The sequence below is a fragment of the Halovivax cerinus genome (assembly GCF_024498195.1).
Lineage (GTDB): Archaea > Halobacteriota > Halobacteria > Halobacteriales > Natrialbaceae > Halovivax > Halovivax cerinus.
In genome coordinates, this window is record NZ_CP101824.1 from 2,609,596 (window position 1) to 2,625,005 (window position 15,410).

Below are 15,410 nucleotides of genomic sequence, written 5' to 3' on the forward strand. Positions count from 1 at the left end.
GGCGGACGGTCACAACGGCTAAGTGTCCCTCTGTGGACAGACGACGTATGGGTGAGAAGAAGTACACTCTGCTGGAGTTGCACCTGGACGGAGACACGCAGATTGGCCCGGGTACGGTCTCCGAACTGCTGACTGGTGGCGATGCGGATACCGACGGGATCGGACCGTCGCCGTCCGCTTCGTCGTCGGACGCCGACGCTGCCGGTGTCGGGACGTCGCCGGCCGAGGACGAGGAGGGCGAGTCGGGCCGTCGGCTGTTTCCGCTGGTCGCCGGAACGATCGCCATGATCGCCATCGCAGTCGCCGTCCGGCGCTATCGCCGCGACGACGGGGCGGAATCACTCGACGAACGCGACGTCGTCGTCAACTGATCGGTGTCGCCGTCCGGAGCCGAACCCTTTTGCCCGGTACCTTCGTACGGAGGGATGTGAACCTGTATCGCAGCGCGCGTGCCGTCGCGTCCGCGTCCGGCGAACGCGCGATCGACTGGGCCGCGGTGGCGAACGCGGCGAAGTCGTTGACGCCGCCGGGATCGCTCGATCTCGACGAGATCGACGAGGCGGGGTACAGAGACGACGTCGATGAGGCGCGGCGGTCGATCGAACGGGTCGGCGCGGTCGACGTCTCGCTTCCCGACGCGATCGAAGTGCAGAACCGCCACCACTGGATCGACGCCAACGTCGAAACCTTCCAACGAGTGATGGCGCCGATCGAGCGGTCGATCGGACCGTTCCCTGGCGTCGCCCGGACGATCAACACCGGGACCATGTCCGTCCTGCTCGGCGTTCTCGGTCGGAACGTCCTGGGCCAGTACGACCCGCTCTTGCTCGCCGACTCTCCGGACCACGCGTTGTACTTCGTTCACCCGAACATCGTCCGCGTCGCGTCCGAACTCTCCGTCGACCGGGATCGATTTCGTCGCTGGATCGCGTTTCACGAGGTCACCCACGCCGCGGAGTTCGCGACCGCGCCGTGGCTCACGACACATCTCGAACGGGAGGTCGAACGGAGCGTCGAGACGCTCTCTGCGGGTTCGTTCGACGCACAGTCGTTCGAAACCCTGGACGTCACGATGACCGTCGTCGAGGGCTACGCGGAACTCCTGATGGATCACGCGTTCGACGACGAGTACGTCGACCTGCGCAGGAAACTCGACGATCGTCGTCGATCCGGTTCGCCGATCCAGCGACTCGTTCGCCGACTGCTCGGTCTCGGACTGAAACGTCGCCAGTACGAACGAGGGAAACGCTTCTTCGAAGCGGTCGCGACCGAGCGAGACCTCGCGTTCGCCAATCGGGTCTGGGACGATCCGTCTGCACTCCCCACCTCGGCGGAACTCGACTCGCCACACCAGTGGGTCGACCGGGTATCGGGGGAGCACTGACACATCAACGCGCGTCACAGACCCGTCTCGTCGTTCGATCGCTCCCTGCGTGATCGGCTCCGTGTCAGTGGATCACTCGCTACGCAGCGACACGTTTCGTCTCGGTGAGTCGCCGGTGGCCCTCGACACCGGATTGCCTCCTGGTACCGACCCACGTATCGACCTCCTCGAAACCGGATTGCCTCCTGGTACCGACCCACGTATCGACCTCCTCGACACCGGATTGCCTCCTGGTACCGACCCACACACTGACCTAAACGATTAGGCCATACTACTACGTAGGTATGAACGCTACCCGTATATGGCACCAGTAGTGGGGTGCCTGCCTCTGACATGGCGGGATGATTCCCGCCGTTTTCACGACCCCATCTGCCGTCGCATCGACCACGTCACACTGGGTAGATGAACGATTAATCGACTGGACGGCTGTGGGCCGCACTGGAAACGGGTGATGGGCCAGTACGTCGACCTGACCCAGCGCCCGTACGAGCGCCCGTAAGAGCGACGTGCGGAGCGCGTCTCGACCGGGAGGGTGCCGTTCACAGTCGGTACGAGGCGGATACCCTGACCCGGTGGTGGGGGAGGAAGCCGGGTCGATATCTCGAACCACGTCACATGAAGCCCCGGTCGACGTCGTGGGTCTCGATGAGGTCGTCGAGCTCGGCGTCGAGAAGGGAATCTGCATCCTCGAAGCGCGCTGAGAGTTCGTCGAGTTCGTCGGGTCGGTCGTACCCGTCGTAGGTCATCGGACCGAACGCCGGACTCTCCAGGGCCTCCATCACGTCGTCGAAGAAGTCCGCTGGCGTCGTCGGTGCGTCGGCGTGCGTTTCGACGACCGTCTGGAGTCGGTCCGTCACCGTCTCGGCGTGGTCGTCGTCTTCGGGTGGTTGTTGCACGGCGAACCGACCAGTCGCCTCCCCGGCCGGGAGGAACTGTCCGATCTCGTCGTCGAACGAGCGGGCGACTTCCGCCCCGTAGCCGTGCACCTCGTACGGATTCTTCGCGTACGTCTTGAGGAGGTAGACGCCTGCGGACGGATGTGCGAGGTAGAGGTCCTCACCGACGCCGGCGGCCCGGTCGCCGGCGATGGCTCGCCACGCCCCGGGGTCGGTCGATTCGTCGCTGACGTCGTCGAGCAGATCGTTCCACTCTCGAATCCGCATACACCGTGGTTTCGATGGAACGGAAATGAGCGTATCGGCTCGCGGCGATCGCGGGGAATCGGCGACGTCTTCCGGACCGCTCTATTCAGGGCCGAGTGCGGGTCACTCGACCGTTGGAACCGGAACTGATTCGAGAACGGTGTCGACGATCTGTGATTTTCCGACCTCGTTTACGGCCGCGTCCGGCGTCAGGACGAGGCGATGGGCGAGGACCGGTTGGGCGACGCGTTTGATGTCGTCCGGGGTGACGTAGTCACGCCCCTGGAGCGTCGCACACGCGCGTGCGGCCTCGAACAGTCGTTGCGTGCCCCGCGGTGAGACGCCGACCTCGACGCGACCGTCGGATCGGGTCTGTCGGGCGAGCGCGGTGATGTATTCGAGCAAGTCGGGATCCGTTCGGATCGTCTCGGGTGCCCGCCGGAGCGCTCGAACGTGGCTCTCCTCGAACACTCGTTCGACGGAGGGACTCTGTTCCTCGCGTGCGCCACGGCGTTCGAGGAGTTCGACTTCGCCGGCCTCGTCGGGGTAGCCTATTGCGGTCTTGATCAGGAATCGATCGACCTGTGCCTCCGGGAGCGGGAAGGTACCCTCCTGTTCGACCGGATTCTGCGTGGCGATGACGATGAACGGTTTCGGCAGTTCTCGCGTCTCGCCGGCGACGGTTACCTGGCCTTCTTCCATCGCCTCGAGGAGCGCGGCCTGCGTCTTGGGCGGCGCGCGGTTGATCTCGTCGGCCAGGACGATGTTCGCGAAGATCGGGCCCTCGCTGAACTCGAACGTCCCGTCGGTCTCGTTGTAGACGTGCGTCCCGGTGACGTCCGACGGAAGGAGATCGGGCGTAAACTGCACGCGTGCGAAGTCGAGGCCGAGCGCCTCGGCGACGCACCTCGCCGTGAGCGTCTTCCCCGTTCCCGGGACGTCCTCCAGCAGTACGTGTCCCCGGCTCACGACCCCGATCAGGACGTCCTCGAGGAATCGACGATCCGCGATGACCGCCTCGCCGATCGTGTCGAGGACCCGTTCACACTCCTCGTGGGCCTGTCTTGCGTCCATGTCGGATTCTGCCTCTTTCGACAGATAATATTTCCGATTCGACAGGAAATCCGAACGGGGCCACGACGCCTGCGCCCGAATCGAAACCACTAAAATCGTACCCCGGCTACTCCGAGACGAGCCGAGATAGCCTAGCCCGGCCAAGGCGGCAGATTCGAAATCTGCTGTCCTCACGGACACGGGAGTTCAAATCTCCCTCTCGGCGTTTTTCGCGACGCAACACGGCGCGTGGAGCGGACGCTGCGTCGCGAAAATCCGAAGTGGAGATTCGAAGGCGTGGTTCATACCTCCCGTCCTCGTCGTCCGGGATGAATGCCATTCGGGCGACCCACCGTCTGTGGCCTGCGACCGAACTCCGTTGGCCGTGGGTAGCCTGCGACCGAGTCCCTCAGTCCGCTGGTGACAGGTCGACCGTCGCCTCCTCGTCGAGCAGCCGGTCGATCGAATCGACGACCGCCGCGACGCTCGCCCGGGTGATGTCGGCGTCACTGCGGACGACCGTGACGGAGCGGTCGTCCCGTCGGAGTTCGACTTCGACAGTGACGACGGCGTCGGTCCCGCCGGAGACGGCATCGACCCGGTAGGTGTCGAGTTCGACGTCGGCGGCCGGTCCGAGTGCCTCGCGGACGGCGGCGATGGCCGCATCCACGGGTCCGGCGCCGGTGCCACTGGCGACGCGTTCCTCGCCGGCCACCTCGAGGCGGACGCTGGCCGTGGGAACTGAGCCACCGCTCGTCGCGGTGAGGTTCGTCAATTCGACGGTGCGCTCTCGGTCGTCACCGGTGACGTCGTCGGCGATGGCGAGGAGATCGGCGTCCGTAACGCGCCGGCCCCCGTCCCCGAGTGCGGTCACTCGTCCGGCGATGGCGGCGACCTGGTCGTCGGTCGCAGAGACGCCGAGGTCTGCGAGAGCCGCTCGCACGCCGGCGCGACCGGCGTGTTTTCCGAGCACGAGTCGCCGTTCCCGACCGACGGTGTCCGGCGGGTAGGGCTCGTACATGCGGTCGTCCTTGAGCGTGCCGTCGGTGTGAATGCCGCTCTCGTGGGTGAACGCGTTGTCACCGACGACGGCCTTGTTCGCTGGGAGCGGGATCCCCGAGGCGCGGGCGACGAGTTGGGCCAGATCGTACACCTCGTCGAGAGCGACGGTCTCGACGTCGTAGACGTGTGAGAGCGCGATAGCGACCTCTTCGAGGGCGACGTTTCCGGCGCGCTCTCCGATTCCATTGACGGTGCAGTGGACGAGGTCGGCACCGGCGTCGGCCGCCGCTAGGGCGTTCGCGACACCGAGTCCGAGGTCGTCGTGGGTGTGCGCGCTCACCGGCCCTACCTCGACGAGACGAGCGACGGCCTCGGCGGTTCGTTCGGGGCCGGTGTGGCCGACCGTATCGGCGAAACAGAAGCGATCTGCGCCCGCTTCAAACGCGCGGGCAGCCAGCGTCTCGAGGTACGCGAGGTCTGCGCGTGAACCGTCCTCGCCGATCACCTCGACCCAGAGGTCGTGGTCGACGGCGTAGGTGACCAGTTCTGCGGTTCGATCGAGGTTCGCCTCACGGGAGGTTCCGACTTTCCCCTCCAGGTGGCGGTCGCTCGCGGGGACGACGATGTGAACGCCGTCGACGCCGCACTCGCGTGCCAGGTCGACGTCTTCGCGTACCCCCCGACAGAAGCTGGTCACCCGAGCGTCGAGATCGAGTGCGGCGACTCGAGTGATCGCGTCGCGTTCACCCGCGCCGGTGCACGCGCTCCCGGCCTCGATCACGTCGACCCCGGCTCGGTCGAGCGACCGGGCGATAGCTGCCTTTTCGTCGGGATCCATCGAGACACCCGGCGCCTGTTCACCGTCACGTAACGTCGTATCGAGCAGGCCGAGGCGGTCGCGCTCGAAGAGTTCGGCGGCGCCTCCTGTCTCTGTGGCGGGCGGATCGAGCGCGTCGCGTCGTGAAGAATCAGTGGAGTCGGCGAATTTCCCGGCCAGCCGCCTTGCGGCGACTTCCTCTATCCTCGTCGGCGTGAGAGTGATCTCGTGCCATGTGTACTGTATACGTCTGGCGAACGGGCTTAACCCCGTCGACGGCCGTGATATTTGCCACGCCGCTCGGGACCCGACTTCGAGCACTCCGTTCGACCGTTTCGGGGGATGGCCCGCGACGTGTCACTCCTGCAGCCTGACCCCGTCGCCCGGCTCGACGTCGGTTGCGGCCCCGGCGGGAAGTTCGACGATGAGATCCGCTTCGTCCCTGCCGAACCCGCGCCAGGGTTTCAGGGTCTCGACCCTGGTGACGACGTCGTCGACGACCCAGACCACGTCGAGCGCCACGAAGACGAACACCATGTGTACGTCTCGAACCCGCGCATCGTCGAATCGAAACGCGATCGCGTAGTCGTCTGGGATCGATCGTCGAAACATCAGGCCGCGAGCCTTCGCGAGGAACGAGTCCGCGGTGTCGACGGTCGACGCCACGGTCGTCCGGTTGCCGGACGCCGGTTCGTGAACGAGCTGCACGCGTCCCGGTGGGTGTGGCGACACAATAAGTCCTCTCCCGATTTCGACGACACCGCCCGACGCTTGGGTGGAGCGATGACAGTGGGTTCGGTCGTTCGGACGTTGTGACCCAGCCGTTCGAATCGATCGGTACCTCGTAGGTGGCGAAGACGGGGCGGCCGATTCGCTCGCAGCTTACCCGTCCAGCGAGAAGGTTTCGGAATCGTCGTCGGCTGCGTCCCACGTGGCGTCGCCGTCGTCCGACGGCGCGTCGTCGGTTGCAGACGTCGAACCGTCCCGGTCGTCGCCAGGACGACCGTCGTCGGCGTCGTCTGGAGACGCGGTGTCCTCGTCCCCTGGTTCGCCGAATGCGAACGATTCGCCGGCTCCGCCGTCGTCTGTCTCGTCGTATTCGAGGCCGACGACGGAGTCGTCAGCGGGTGCATCCGTGTCGAACCGATCGAGCGCCTCTGAGAGGGCCAGCGCCTGTTCGGTCAGGTCGTTCGCGGAGTTTGAGACTTCGGTCATCGCCGTCGTCTGTTCTTCGGCCGCGGCGGCCACGCCCTCGGCTTGCGTCGTGGTCTGCTCGGCGATCGATGCGACGTCGTCGATCATGGCGACGACTTCCTCGGTCGATGCGGCCTGTTCTTCGGTCGCTGCGGAGATCTCCTGGACGCCGTCGTTGGTCTCCTGGGCGTATTCGGCGATCTCCTCTAAGGCGTCGACGGTGTCGGTCACCAACTCGCCGACGCGTTCGATCTCCTCGCTGGTTCGTTCGACCTCCTCCGCAGAGCGTTCGGTCTGGGTCTGGATACCCTCCAGCTGATCGTCGATCTCCTCCGTCGCCTCCTTGACGTCCTGGGAGAGCTCTTTGACCTCGGCGGCGACGGCCGCGAAGCCGCCGTCGTCGTCGCTACCCGCGGAGCGAGAGGCTTCGATGTTCGCGTTCAGCGCGAGCATGTTGGTCTGTTCTGCGATCTCGCCGACCCGTTCGACCAGCTGGTCGATCTGGGCGACGTCGTCGCGGAGCTGGGCGAACTCCTCGACGACCGACTCCCGTTCGTCCTCGAGCGTTTCGACGGCATCGATCGCCTCGCTCGCGGCTTCCTTCCCCTCACGTCCCGTCCGTGCCGTTCGTTCGGCGACGTCCGCCACCTCGTTGGACGAAGCGGCGATCTCTTCGGTCGTCGTCGAGAGGTTGCTCATCTCGTTGTCGACCGAGCGGAGCGACTCGTACTGCTGGTTCGCCCCGTCGGAGATCTCCTGGACGGACTCACTGACCTGTTCGCTGGCCGAGCGGACTTCTTCGCTGGAGGCGGTCACCTGTTCGCTGGCCGTGGCGACCTCTGTCGCGAACTGGTTCAGACTCTCGACCGTCGCTTCGATCTCCGTCAGCATGTCGTTGAAGTCCTCGCCGATTTCCCGCATCGTGTCGTTGTCCGTCGCGTTGGGATCCATGCGGACGGTCAGGTCACCGTCGGCGGCGTCGCCCATCACGCCGCAGTACGCACTCGCGGCGGACTGCAGGTCGTCGTTGAGTTGCTGGACGCGTTCGCGTTCGCGTTCGGCCTCGGCGCGTGCCTCCTCGGCTTCGGTGATCTGTTGTTTGAGTTCGTCGCGCATCTCCGCGAAGCCGTCGTACAGACGTCCGATGTTGTCGATCCTGCCGGTCTGGAACTCGACGTCTAAGTTCCCATCTTCCATCTCCGCTACCTTTCCGGTCAGCCGGTCGATCGAGGAAGCGGTGTTTCGACCGATCGCCGCACCGATCAGCACGATGAACAGGATTCCCGCCACCGTCGCGTATATTCCGTACTGATTGACCGAGTTTACGAACCCGAAGGCCTCGTCCGTCGAGGTGTGTACGAGGACCGTCCACCCCATCTCGGTGGTGTGGTACGACCCGACGAACTCCTCGTGGTCGAAGTTGTGGGGGTCGTCGCGAATCGAGGCGCTGGACCGCTGGTCGACGACCATCGCGTCGCTCTCAGACTGACCCGAGAGGGCCTGTGCAATCCACTCCTGGTCGCTTTCGTAGGGCTGCAGGAAGACGTCGTCCAGGTAGCCATCGATGAGAACGTCGCTTCCGCTTCCGGTGAACGTGTCGTCAAGTACGATTTCCCGATCCTGGTTGAGCGCTAGTACCGTCGTTTCGCCACTAAACGTGTTGCCGAACCGGCCGGACAACTGTTGGAGGTCGTACGTGATCACCAGTGCGGCGTCCTGGGAGTATCGATCCGAGTCCTCGTGACCGATGCGGATGTAGTAGGAGACGACGGGCGTGCCGTCGGCGACGTACGCGTCGGTGTACGTTGCGGACGAACTAGAGAGGTCCGACGAGAGTTGATCGGGGAAGTCGACGTCTGAAAGCGACTGGCCGTCGGTCGTCGTCGCCGTCAACTCACCGGAACCGATGTCTGCGACGTGGAGGCTCTGGACGTCGTCGCCGAGTTCGAGGTCGAGATTCACCAGGCGATTCTGTATCTCTTCGTCCGTCCCTCCTTCGATTATGGGTGTGTTCGAGTTGCTCTCGACGGTCCGTAGGTTCCGATTGTGCCAGTTGTCTATCGTCGCTGCTTCCTGTGCTGTGAGCGCCTCCTGATCTTCGAGCGCGTTGTCCTGTACGCTGTCCGTGATCAACGAGGTGCCAACGAATCCGACGAGCCCCACCGCGAGGCCGATTACGAGTAGGGCAATTGCGAACTTCGTTGCGTAACTCCGTCTAATTACCGTAGGTATCAAACTCCTGATGATATTGTTCATTTCATCCCCCCGTGTATGCGAGATACAGGTACGTTACAGTACGAAAGTGTTGTGGCCGCCTTACCTGTTCACTATCCAAGTAGTTCACTCAATGTGGTATTATCATAATGTGTTCATATCTTTTGCAGAGAGGTGTCCATCACACCGAGTGAGTACTGCGCTCACCGACCTGCACCGTTCGAGCGTCGGTGGATCGGACAAGAGTCTCCACGCAGGGTCCGGGTATCGGCCCAGCGGTGAGACGCCGGACCGCGACACTCTTTTCCCTGGCGATACTGGTCTCGATCGATGGAACGAACGCCGAATGGCACGTCGGTCGGCGTCGACGACCCCTACGAGCACGTCGAACGATGTGACCATCTCACCGACGATGGGACGTGTCGGTATGCCGTCGAGCACGCGGCGGACGATCCGGCGTTCGCCCGGGAGCGACGTGCGGAGGACTATCTGTGTCTGGCCGTTCCGTCGGGAACTGCAGCGGATCTCGACCCGGCAGACTGGGCGACCTGTCCACACTTCCGGTGTCGCAACCGTGACCGGGAGTGCAGCAGGTGCGGGCTCGAAGAACATCGGGTCGCTCACTCGGACGAGCGGCCGCTCCTCGAAGAACACCACCTTTCGTACGCCGATTCGGTGGGCGCGGTTTCGACGGCGTGTTCCCACGAGATCACGGTCTACCTCTGTCGGTGGTGTCACGCCAAGATCCACGACTCGTGGGCACGGATCGACGACGACGTCTCGCCGGATCCCGACGCGATCGCAGCGCGGGAAGCTCGTCGGAGTCGTGAACAGGCAGAACTGTCGTTCACCACGGCGGCGGAGCGAAACGATCGGTGCTGATTACGTGTGTCGATCGGCTGTACGCAGGAATGCGTCCGGGACAGTCAATCGAGAATGTCGCCGATTCGGCGTGGCTCGCCGCTCAGGTCGGGGTGTTCGGCGACGAGTTTCAGGACCTCGTGATCCGTCACGTCGTGATAGCGTTTGTCCGTCGCCTCTTCGATGAGCGCCTTCTCCAGGTGAAATTCGGTCCCTTCGTAGACGACATCGACTCCGTCGTCGTCGAACGCGAGCGACGTCATGCCGACGCGTAGGACGGGTCGACACAAAAACGAGTCGCTCGACCGCCGTCTGCCGCGCGTCTGACGGCCGTTTATTAGGGTTCGGCACGCGCGTTTCGCCTGTGCCCGGACACGGAACTCCCCTGGACGAACTCGTCGTACCCGACGGGACCGAAGCTCAGGAGCGCGATCTGGTGACCGATGGGGACGTTCTGCTCGGAACGCGCGCGACGGTCGAATTCGGCGTTCGCGGTCGGAACGTCGTCGCGAGCGAGGGCGTCCGATTTGGCGGCGCGATCGAGGCCGAGGGCGATTGCCGCCTGGACATGTGGGCCGACGTGGCGGAGAGTGTCCTCGTCGGTGGCGACGCGTACCTCGGCGAGCGGGTTCACATCGGCGGCGAGTTGATGGTCGCGGGCGACCTGGACATCGGCGACGACGTCGACATCGAGGAGGGCTTCGAGGCGAACGGCTGGATCGTCATCCGGAATCCGATGCCGACGATCGTCTTCCTGTTCGTCTACTTGAAGCACCTGCTCGTCGTCGGCGAGGAAGACGCCGCCCAGCGATTGATCGACGAACTGATCGACGAGGACGCGGCGGCCGAGCCCGAGACCGAACCGCTCGTCGTTCCCGCCAACGGGACCGTAAGCGACGACGCGTGGCGGGTATCGACGCCCGCACGAATCGGCGACGAGTGCCGTCTCCATGGCAACGTTCGCGCGGAATCCATCACCGTCGGTCGTGATACCGAACTGTACGGGAGTTTGCGAGCCCGGGGGGACATTCACGTCGAGTCGGGGACGGTAGTTCACGGTGACGTGACGACGCGAGACGGTTCGATCACGCTGGCTGAAGGCGTTCGCGTCCTCGGGGACATCTCCTGTGGCGAACTCGAGCTCGGTACAGACACCGTCGTCGACGGTGTCATGCGTGCGGCGGGCCAGATCACGATGCAGAACGATCCGCGTCCCGAAGCCGACTGAACCGGTGTGTCAGTTGCGAACCGGTGGCCGGATTGTCGCGCCAGACTCGATCGAGGATGCGGCCGTCGCGCTCGTACGGCCGTCACGCTCGGGGATTCGACGGCGCGCGATCGCCTAGCCCGACCCGTCAGCGACCGCCACGAACGGTCAGTAACCGCCGAATACCTCCATTCTCGCTGAAATACCCACGAAGCGGGTCACTCACGCGCGTCGCGTCGGGAACGCATACGTTCTATGACCTGTACGGAGCGGGGAGTGTCACCCCCACATCTTATTACCGTTTCCTTCGATAGGGAAACACGAGCATGGGACGAGTGACCGTCGAACGATTGCGAGGTGTACCGTGCGGTCGGTAGTCCTGACCAAAGGCGTCCCCGACTTCAGCGAAGGAGCGGTCTCTTTCAACGAGGAGGGTCACCTGGAACGGGGAAAGACGCCGACGGTGATGAACCCCAACGACGAATTCGCCCTGCAAGCGGCGTTGCAGACCCGGGTTCGTCACGGGGGGCACGTTTCGGTCATGAGTATGGGTCCGCCGGGATACAAGGAGATACTCGGCGAGGCGATGGAGTCCGTCTACGCCGACGATCTCTACTTGCTATCGGACCGTGCCTGCGCCGCGGCCGACACCTGGGCGACGGCGATCACGCTCAGCGCCGGTCTGGAGACCTACCAGGAGGAAGTCGGCGACATCGACCTGGTGTTCGCCGGCTTCAAGACGGCCGACGGCGAGACCGGCCACACCGGTCCGCAGACCGCCTGGGCGATGGACTGGCCGATGGTAACCCACGCGCTCGCCCTCGACATCGAACCCGACGAGGACCGACTGCGGGCGAAACGACTCGTCGAGGGCGACGTAGACGAGATCGAGACGGTCGAATCACGGCTTCCGAGCTTCGTCGTCGCCGATCCGGAGTTCGAACCCTCCTACCGGAAGGCGGCCCACCGTCTCGAGCACAAGCGCCTTCGCCGCGAGACGAGAGCGCGCGCCGAAGAGTACGAGGACCACGTCACCGTCTGGGACCACCAGGCCCTGAACCTCGACCCGGACAGCATCGGCCTCGACGGGTCACCGACGATCGTCTCGTCGGTCGATCCGATCCCCAAGGCGCCCTCCGAGCGGGAGGCGACGATGGTCGATCCCGCCGACGAGGACGGAATGACAACGGTGGTAGAGGAACTGCAACCGTTCGCGGCGGGGGGTGAGTGACGATGGTAGACCCCGACGAACACACGGTCGCGGAACTGCGCGACGAACTGGACGCCGTCGACGACCTCGACACCCTGAGCGCCGTCCTCGACGCCGAGCGCGAGGGCCAGGACCGAAAGACGGCACGCGAAGCCGTCGAGAAACGGATGGACGAACTCCGCGAGGCGGGCGAGGTCGACGCCCCCGAAACCGAGGGCGAGTACGAAGACCCCGACGACGCCGACGCGGCGGACGAAGCGGACGCGGATACGGACGGAGACGGCGACGAAACCGAACCCGACGCCGACGACGGCGATGGTGGCGAGGCGGACGACGCGGCGAAAGACACCGACGAGACGGACGACGCGGCGAACGACGCGGACGACGAGGCGGACAACGACGACGGGCTCAGCCACCCGACCCGGGACAAGAAGCACATTCGGGCGCTCCAGGGCGGACACTACGAGGACATGTGGGTCTTCTGTGAGACCCAGCAGGGCGAGTTGCTCGACGTCTCGAAGGAGATGCTCGGCAAAGCCCGCGAGTTGATGGATCAGTACGCCGCGGACTACGGCGACGACGAGCAGGTCGTCGCCTTCTTGATGGGGGACGACTGTCGCGAACTGGCGACAGAGGCGATTACGTACGGCGCCGACGTCGCCGTCTTCCACGACGACGACCGACTCGCACGCTTTCTCAACACGCCGTACACGCGGATTGCGGCCCACATGGCACGCGGGGAGGGAACCTTCGACGACGACAGCTGGTACGACTACGACGAACCGCGCTACGCCCTGTACCCCGCGACGAACAACGGCCGAGACCTCTCGGCGACGGTCCAGGCCGAACTCGACTCCGGACTCGCCTCTGACTGCTCCGACCTCTTCATCGAAGAGGAGAAGATATCGAACCCCGTCAAGACTGGCGAACCAGGGGAGAAGAAGGTGTTCGAGAAAGTCCTTCACATGAAGCGGCCGGACTTCTCCGGGTTCGAGTACTCCACGATCCTCTGTCTCGACAACCCCGATCGGGACTTCCACCCGCAAGGGGCGTCGGTCATCCCCGGGACGTTCGACGTGCCCGAGCCGGATCCCGATCGCGACGGACTCGTCGTGGAGCACGACATGGACCTCGACGAGGAGTGGTTCACCGTCACCGTCGAGGAGTACGACGAACTCGACGAGGGCGTCGATCTCACCGGACACGACGTCGTCGTCTGCCTCGGCCGCGGGATCGGCGACGCGCCGACCGAGGGCATCGAACTCGGACTCGACCTCGTCGACGCGTTCGAGGACGCCGCCCTCGGCATCACGCGCGGTATCGTCACCTCGTCCTACCAGTTCGACGGCCACGTGCAGGACTACACGGGCGAGGACCGACAGATCGGCGAGACCGGGCAGGTCGTGGCGCCCGACCTCTACATCGCTGCCGGTGTCTCGGGGGCCGTCCAGCACAAGGTCGGGATGGACGACTCGGAGACGATCGTGGCGATCAACACCGATCCAGACGCGCGGGTCCACGACTTCTCCGACTACTTCGTCGAGGGGGACCTCTTCGAGGTGCTCCCGCGGCTGACCGACGCGGTCGAGAGCGGTGACGTGAGTATGGAAGCGGTTGCCGACGGAGGTGACGACACATGACGGATACAGGCGAGTACGAACACTACGAGGCGATCGTCGTCGGCTGCGGTCCCGGCGGGGCCGCCGCCGCGGCGCGACTGGCAGATCATGGGGTAGAGACGCTGGTACTCGAACGCGGGGTGGAGGCGGGGTCGAAGAACGTCTCCGGCGGACTCGTCTACGCGGAGGAGTCGGCGCCGTACACGATGGACGACCTCTTCGACGGCTTCCGTGAGGAGGCGGCCGAACGACCGGTGACCGACTACGAGATTCACAACGTCGCCGGAAACAAGGTAAAGTCGATCTCACTCGAGGATCTCCACGAACACGACACCGACTGGTGTGACGCCGTCCTCCGGCGCAAGATGGACTCGTGGCTCGAAGACCGCGTCCACGAGAAGACGAGCGAGACGGGCGGTGGCGTCCTGACTGGCGTGCGCGTCAACGGCCTGCTGCGCGAGAACGGCGAGATCGTGGGGGTCACCTGCGACGAACTCGATCCGATCACGGCGGACGTGATCGTCGCGGCGGACGGCGTCAACTCCGAGCTCGCACGCGACGCGGGCCTGATGGACTGGGACGAGCCGGACGAGTGGTTCCAGGGCGTCAAGGCCGTCGTCGAGATGGATCCCGACGACATCGCGGATCGATTCGACGTCGACGAAGACGAGGGTGCAGCCCACCTGTTCTCTGGTGACCTCTTCTCCGGCGTCCGCGGCGGCGGGTTCCTCTACACCAACGAGGAGTCGGTCTCGATCGGGACCGTCTTCCACTTAGACAGCCTCCTCGCCGAGGAGGCGGAACCGCACGAGTTACTCGACGCCTTGCTGACACACCCGTTGCTCGCCCAGTGGCTCGGCGACGACTACCGCGAACGGGAGTACAGCGCGAAACTCGTCCCCGACTCGAAGAAGGTGGCGCACCCGTCGCCATATCGCGGGCGGCTCCTCCTGGTCGGGGATGCCGCCGGCCAGATGCAGGCCCAGGGTCCGATCATCAAGGGCATGAATCACGCCGTCTCCGCGGGTGCGCTCGCCGCGGACGCGTTCGCGAGTACACGCACCGAATCTGCGCCGGATGCGGCCGGGCGCAGCTACGTCGACATGCTGGAGAAGTCCGGCACGATGGACAAACTGCGCCCGCGGCGGTATCGACTGGCGAGTGCGGTCGGCGAGAACGACCTCGTCGAGCGTGTGACGAACGGCCTCCTGAAATCGAAGATCGGCCGCGTCGCGGCGACGAATCGGCTCTCGGCGACAGTCCTCGAGAAGGCGTACAACTCCCCATTCATGGTCGGGATGCTCCCCGACACGAGCACGGGGTACGTGACGCTCCCGACGGTCCTCGGCGAAGAGCTCGGACGGACGGTCCGCTGGGACTCCGAGGTCGATCCGCCGAGTCTGGAAGAACGCATCGGCGACCTCACGTACAATACGGACGTCGGCAACCCGCACATCCGCCTGTTAGACGAGTCCTACGAGGCGAGCGGGGCGGCGGTCGCGGCCTGTCCCGTCAGCGCCGAGGACTTCGGCGGTGGCTGTTATCGCTCCGAGGTCGTCGAGACGAACGGCTCCGCCGAGCGCCTGGTTAGCTTAGACACCCAGCCCTGCGTGGAGTGTGGGACCTGTGCCGTCGTGGCGGAGACGGAGTGGGAACACCCGAGCGGAACAAAGGGCGTCGAGTTCAAGCAGGGCTGACGGACTCGAC

13 protein-coding genes and 1 tRNA gene are annotated in these 15,410 nt (G+C 64.9%); 8 read left to right on the forward strand and 6 right to left on the reverse strand.

What is annotated here, in order from left to right; genetic code table 11:
- The first annotated feature begins 47 nt into the window (after window positions 1–47).
- Both NO366_RS12280 and NO366_RS12285 read left to right on the forward strand, forming a co-directional pair.
- The gene (locus tag NO366_RS12280; RefSeq protein ID WP_256531082.1) at window positions 48–371 is read left to right on the forward strand and encodes a hypothetical protein; all 324 of its coding nucleotides are present in this window, start codon (window positions 48–50) and stop codon (window positions 369–371) included.
- Between the two features lie 56 nt (window positions 372–427).
- Window positions 428–1,384 (forward strand): zinc-dependent metalloprotease, encoded by a 957-nt coding sequence (locus NO366_RS12285; RefSeq protein WP_256531083.1) that lies wholly within the window; start codon window positions 428–430, stop codon window positions 1,382–1,384.
- Window positions 1,385–1,995: 611 nt separating this feature from the next.
- Here NO366_RS12285 and NO366_RS12290 read toward each other — a convergent pair.
- A complete protein-coding gene (locus NO366_RS12290) occupies window positions 1,996–2,547 on the reverse strand; it encodes a hypothetical protein (RefSeq protein ID WP_256531084.1) in 552 nt (183 codons plus the stop codon).
- A 102-nt stretch (window positions 2,548–2,649) separates the two neighbouring features.
- A complete protein-coding gene (locus tag NO366_RS12295) occupies window positions 2,650–3,600 on the reverse strand; it encodes an AAA family ATPase (RefSeq protein WP_256531085.1) in 951 nt (316 codons plus the stop codon).
- Window positions 3,601–3,720: 120 nt separating this feature from the next.
- On the opposite strand from NO366_RS12295, the gene NO366_RS12300 reads away from it, so the two are divergent.
- A tRNA-Ser gene (locus NO366_RS12300) sits at window positions 3,721–3,805 on the forward strand.
- 183 nt (window positions 3,806–3,988) lie between these two features.
- Here NO366_RS12300 and NO366_RS12305 read toward each other — a convergent pair.
- The 3 genes from NO366_RS12305 to NO366_RS12315 form a co-directional block, all read right to left on the reverse strand.
- Window positions 3,989–5,578 carry a 2-isopropylmalate synthase gene (locus NO366_RS12305; protein WP_382274330.1) on the reverse strand — a complete coding sequence of 530 codons (1,590 nt, stop codon included), beginning with the start codon at window positions 5,576–5,578 and terminating at the stop codon, window positions 3,989–3,991.
- Between the two features lie 177 nt (window positions 5,579–5,755).
- Window positions 5,756–6,106 carry a DUF192 domain-containing protein gene (locus NO366_RS12310; RefSeq protein WP_256531086.1) on the reverse strand — a complete coding sequence of 117 codons (351 nt, stop codon included), beginning with the start codon at window positions 6,104–6,106 and terminating at the stop codon, window positions 5,756–5,758.
- A gap of 174 nt (window positions 6,107–6,280) precedes the next feature.
- A complete protein-coding gene (locus NO366_RS12315; RefSeq protein WP_256531087.1) occupies window positions 6,281–8,848 on the reverse strand; it encodes a methyl-accepting chemotaxis protein in 2,568 nt (855 codons plus the stop codon).
- A gap of 288 nt (window positions 8,849–9,136) precedes the next feature.
- Between NO366_RS12315 and NO366_RS12320 the strand changes: the two genes are divergently transcribed.
- Entirely contained in the window at window positions 9,137–9,688 is a 552-nt protein-coding gene (locus tag NO366_RS12320) for a DUF7097 family protein (RefSeq protein WP_256531088.1), read from the forward strand.
- Between the two features lie 44 nt (window positions 9,689–9,732).
- Here NO366_RS12320 and NO366_RS12325 read toward each other — a convergent pair whose 3' ends face one another.
- Complete coding sequence (locus tag NO366_RS12325) at window positions 9,733–9,930, reverse strand: DUF5800 family protein (protein WP_256531089.1); 198 nt, start codon at window positions 9,928–9,930, stop codon at window positions 9,733–9,735.
- Window positions 9,931–10,031: 101 nt separating this feature from the next.
- On the opposite strand from NO366_RS12325, the gene NO366_RS12330 reads away from it, so the two are divergent.
- The 4 genes from NO366_RS12330 to NO366_RS12345 all read left to right on the forward strand — a co-directional run bounded on the left by NO366_RS12330 (window position 10,032) and on the right by NO366_RS12345 (window position 15,400).
- Window positions 10,032–10,895 (forward strand): polymer-forming cytoskeletal protein, encoded by an 864-nt coding sequence (locus NO366_RS12330; protein WP_256531090.1) that lies wholly within the window; start codon window positions 10,032–10,034, stop codon window positions 10,893–10,895.
- A 343-nt stretch (window positions 10,896–11,238) separates the two neighbouring features.
- Window positions 11,239–12,105 (forward strand): electron transfer flavoprotein subunit beta/FixA family protein, encoded by an 867-nt coding sequence (locus NO366_RS12335; RefSeq protein WP_256531091.1) that lies wholly within the window; start codon window positions 11,239–11,241, stop codon window positions 12,103–12,105.
- A 2-nt stretch (window positions 12,106–12,107) separates the two neighbouring features.
- Window positions 12,108–13,724: an electron transfer flavoprotein subunit alpha/FixB family protein gene (locus NO366_RS12340; RefSeq protein WP_256531092.1), complete on the forward strand. Its 1,617-nt coding sequence runs from the start codon at window positions 12,108–12,110 to the stop codon at window positions 13,722–13,724.
- Complete coding sequence (locus tag NO366_RS12345; RefSeq protein WP_256531093.1) at window positions 13,721–15,400, forward strand: FAD-dependent monooxygenase; 1,680 nt, start codon at window positions 13,721–13,723, stop codon at window positions 15,398–15,400. Before NO366_RS12340 ends, NO366_RS12345 begins: the two co-directional genes overlap by 4 nt.
- The last annotated feature ends 10 nt before the right edge of the window (window positions 15,401–15,410 follow it).

What these genes read in the sequence shown, in the direction of transcription:
- NO366_RS12280 (WP_256531082.1), top strand. Translation starts at nt 48, where the DNA reads ATGGGTGAGAAGAAGTACACTCTGCTGGAGTTGCACCTGGACGGAGAC.
- NO366_RS12290 (WP_256531084.1), bottom strand. Translation starts at nt 2,547, where the DNA reads ATGCGGATTCGAGAGTGGAACGATCTGCTCGACGACGTCAGCGACGAA.
- NO366_RS12295 (WP_256531085.1), bottom strand. Translation starts at nt 3,600, where the DNA reads ATGGACGCAAGACAGGCCCACGAGGAGTGTGAACGGGTCCTCGACACG.
- NO366_RS12315 (WP_256531087.1), bottom strand. Translation starts at nt 8,848, where the DNA reads ATGAACAATATCATCAGGAGTTTGATACCTACGGTAATTAGACGGAGT.
- NO366_RS12320 (WP_256531088.1), top strand. Translation starts at nt 9,137, where the DNA reads ATGGAACGAACGCCGAATGGCACGTCGGTCGGCGTCGACGACCCCTAC.
- NO366_RS12325 (WP_256531089.1), bottom strand. Translation starts at nt 9,930, where the DNA reads ATGACGTCGCTCGCGTTCGACGACGACGGAGTCGATGTCGTCTACGAA.
- NO366_RS12340 (WP_256531092.1), top strand. Translation starts at nt 12,108, where the DNA reads ATGGTAGACCCCGACGAACACACGGTCGCGGAACTGCGCGACGAACTG.
- NO366_RS12345 (WP_256531093.1), top strand. Translation starts at nt 13,721, where the DNA reads ATGACGGATACAGGCGAGTACGAACACTACGAGGCGATCGTCGTCGGC.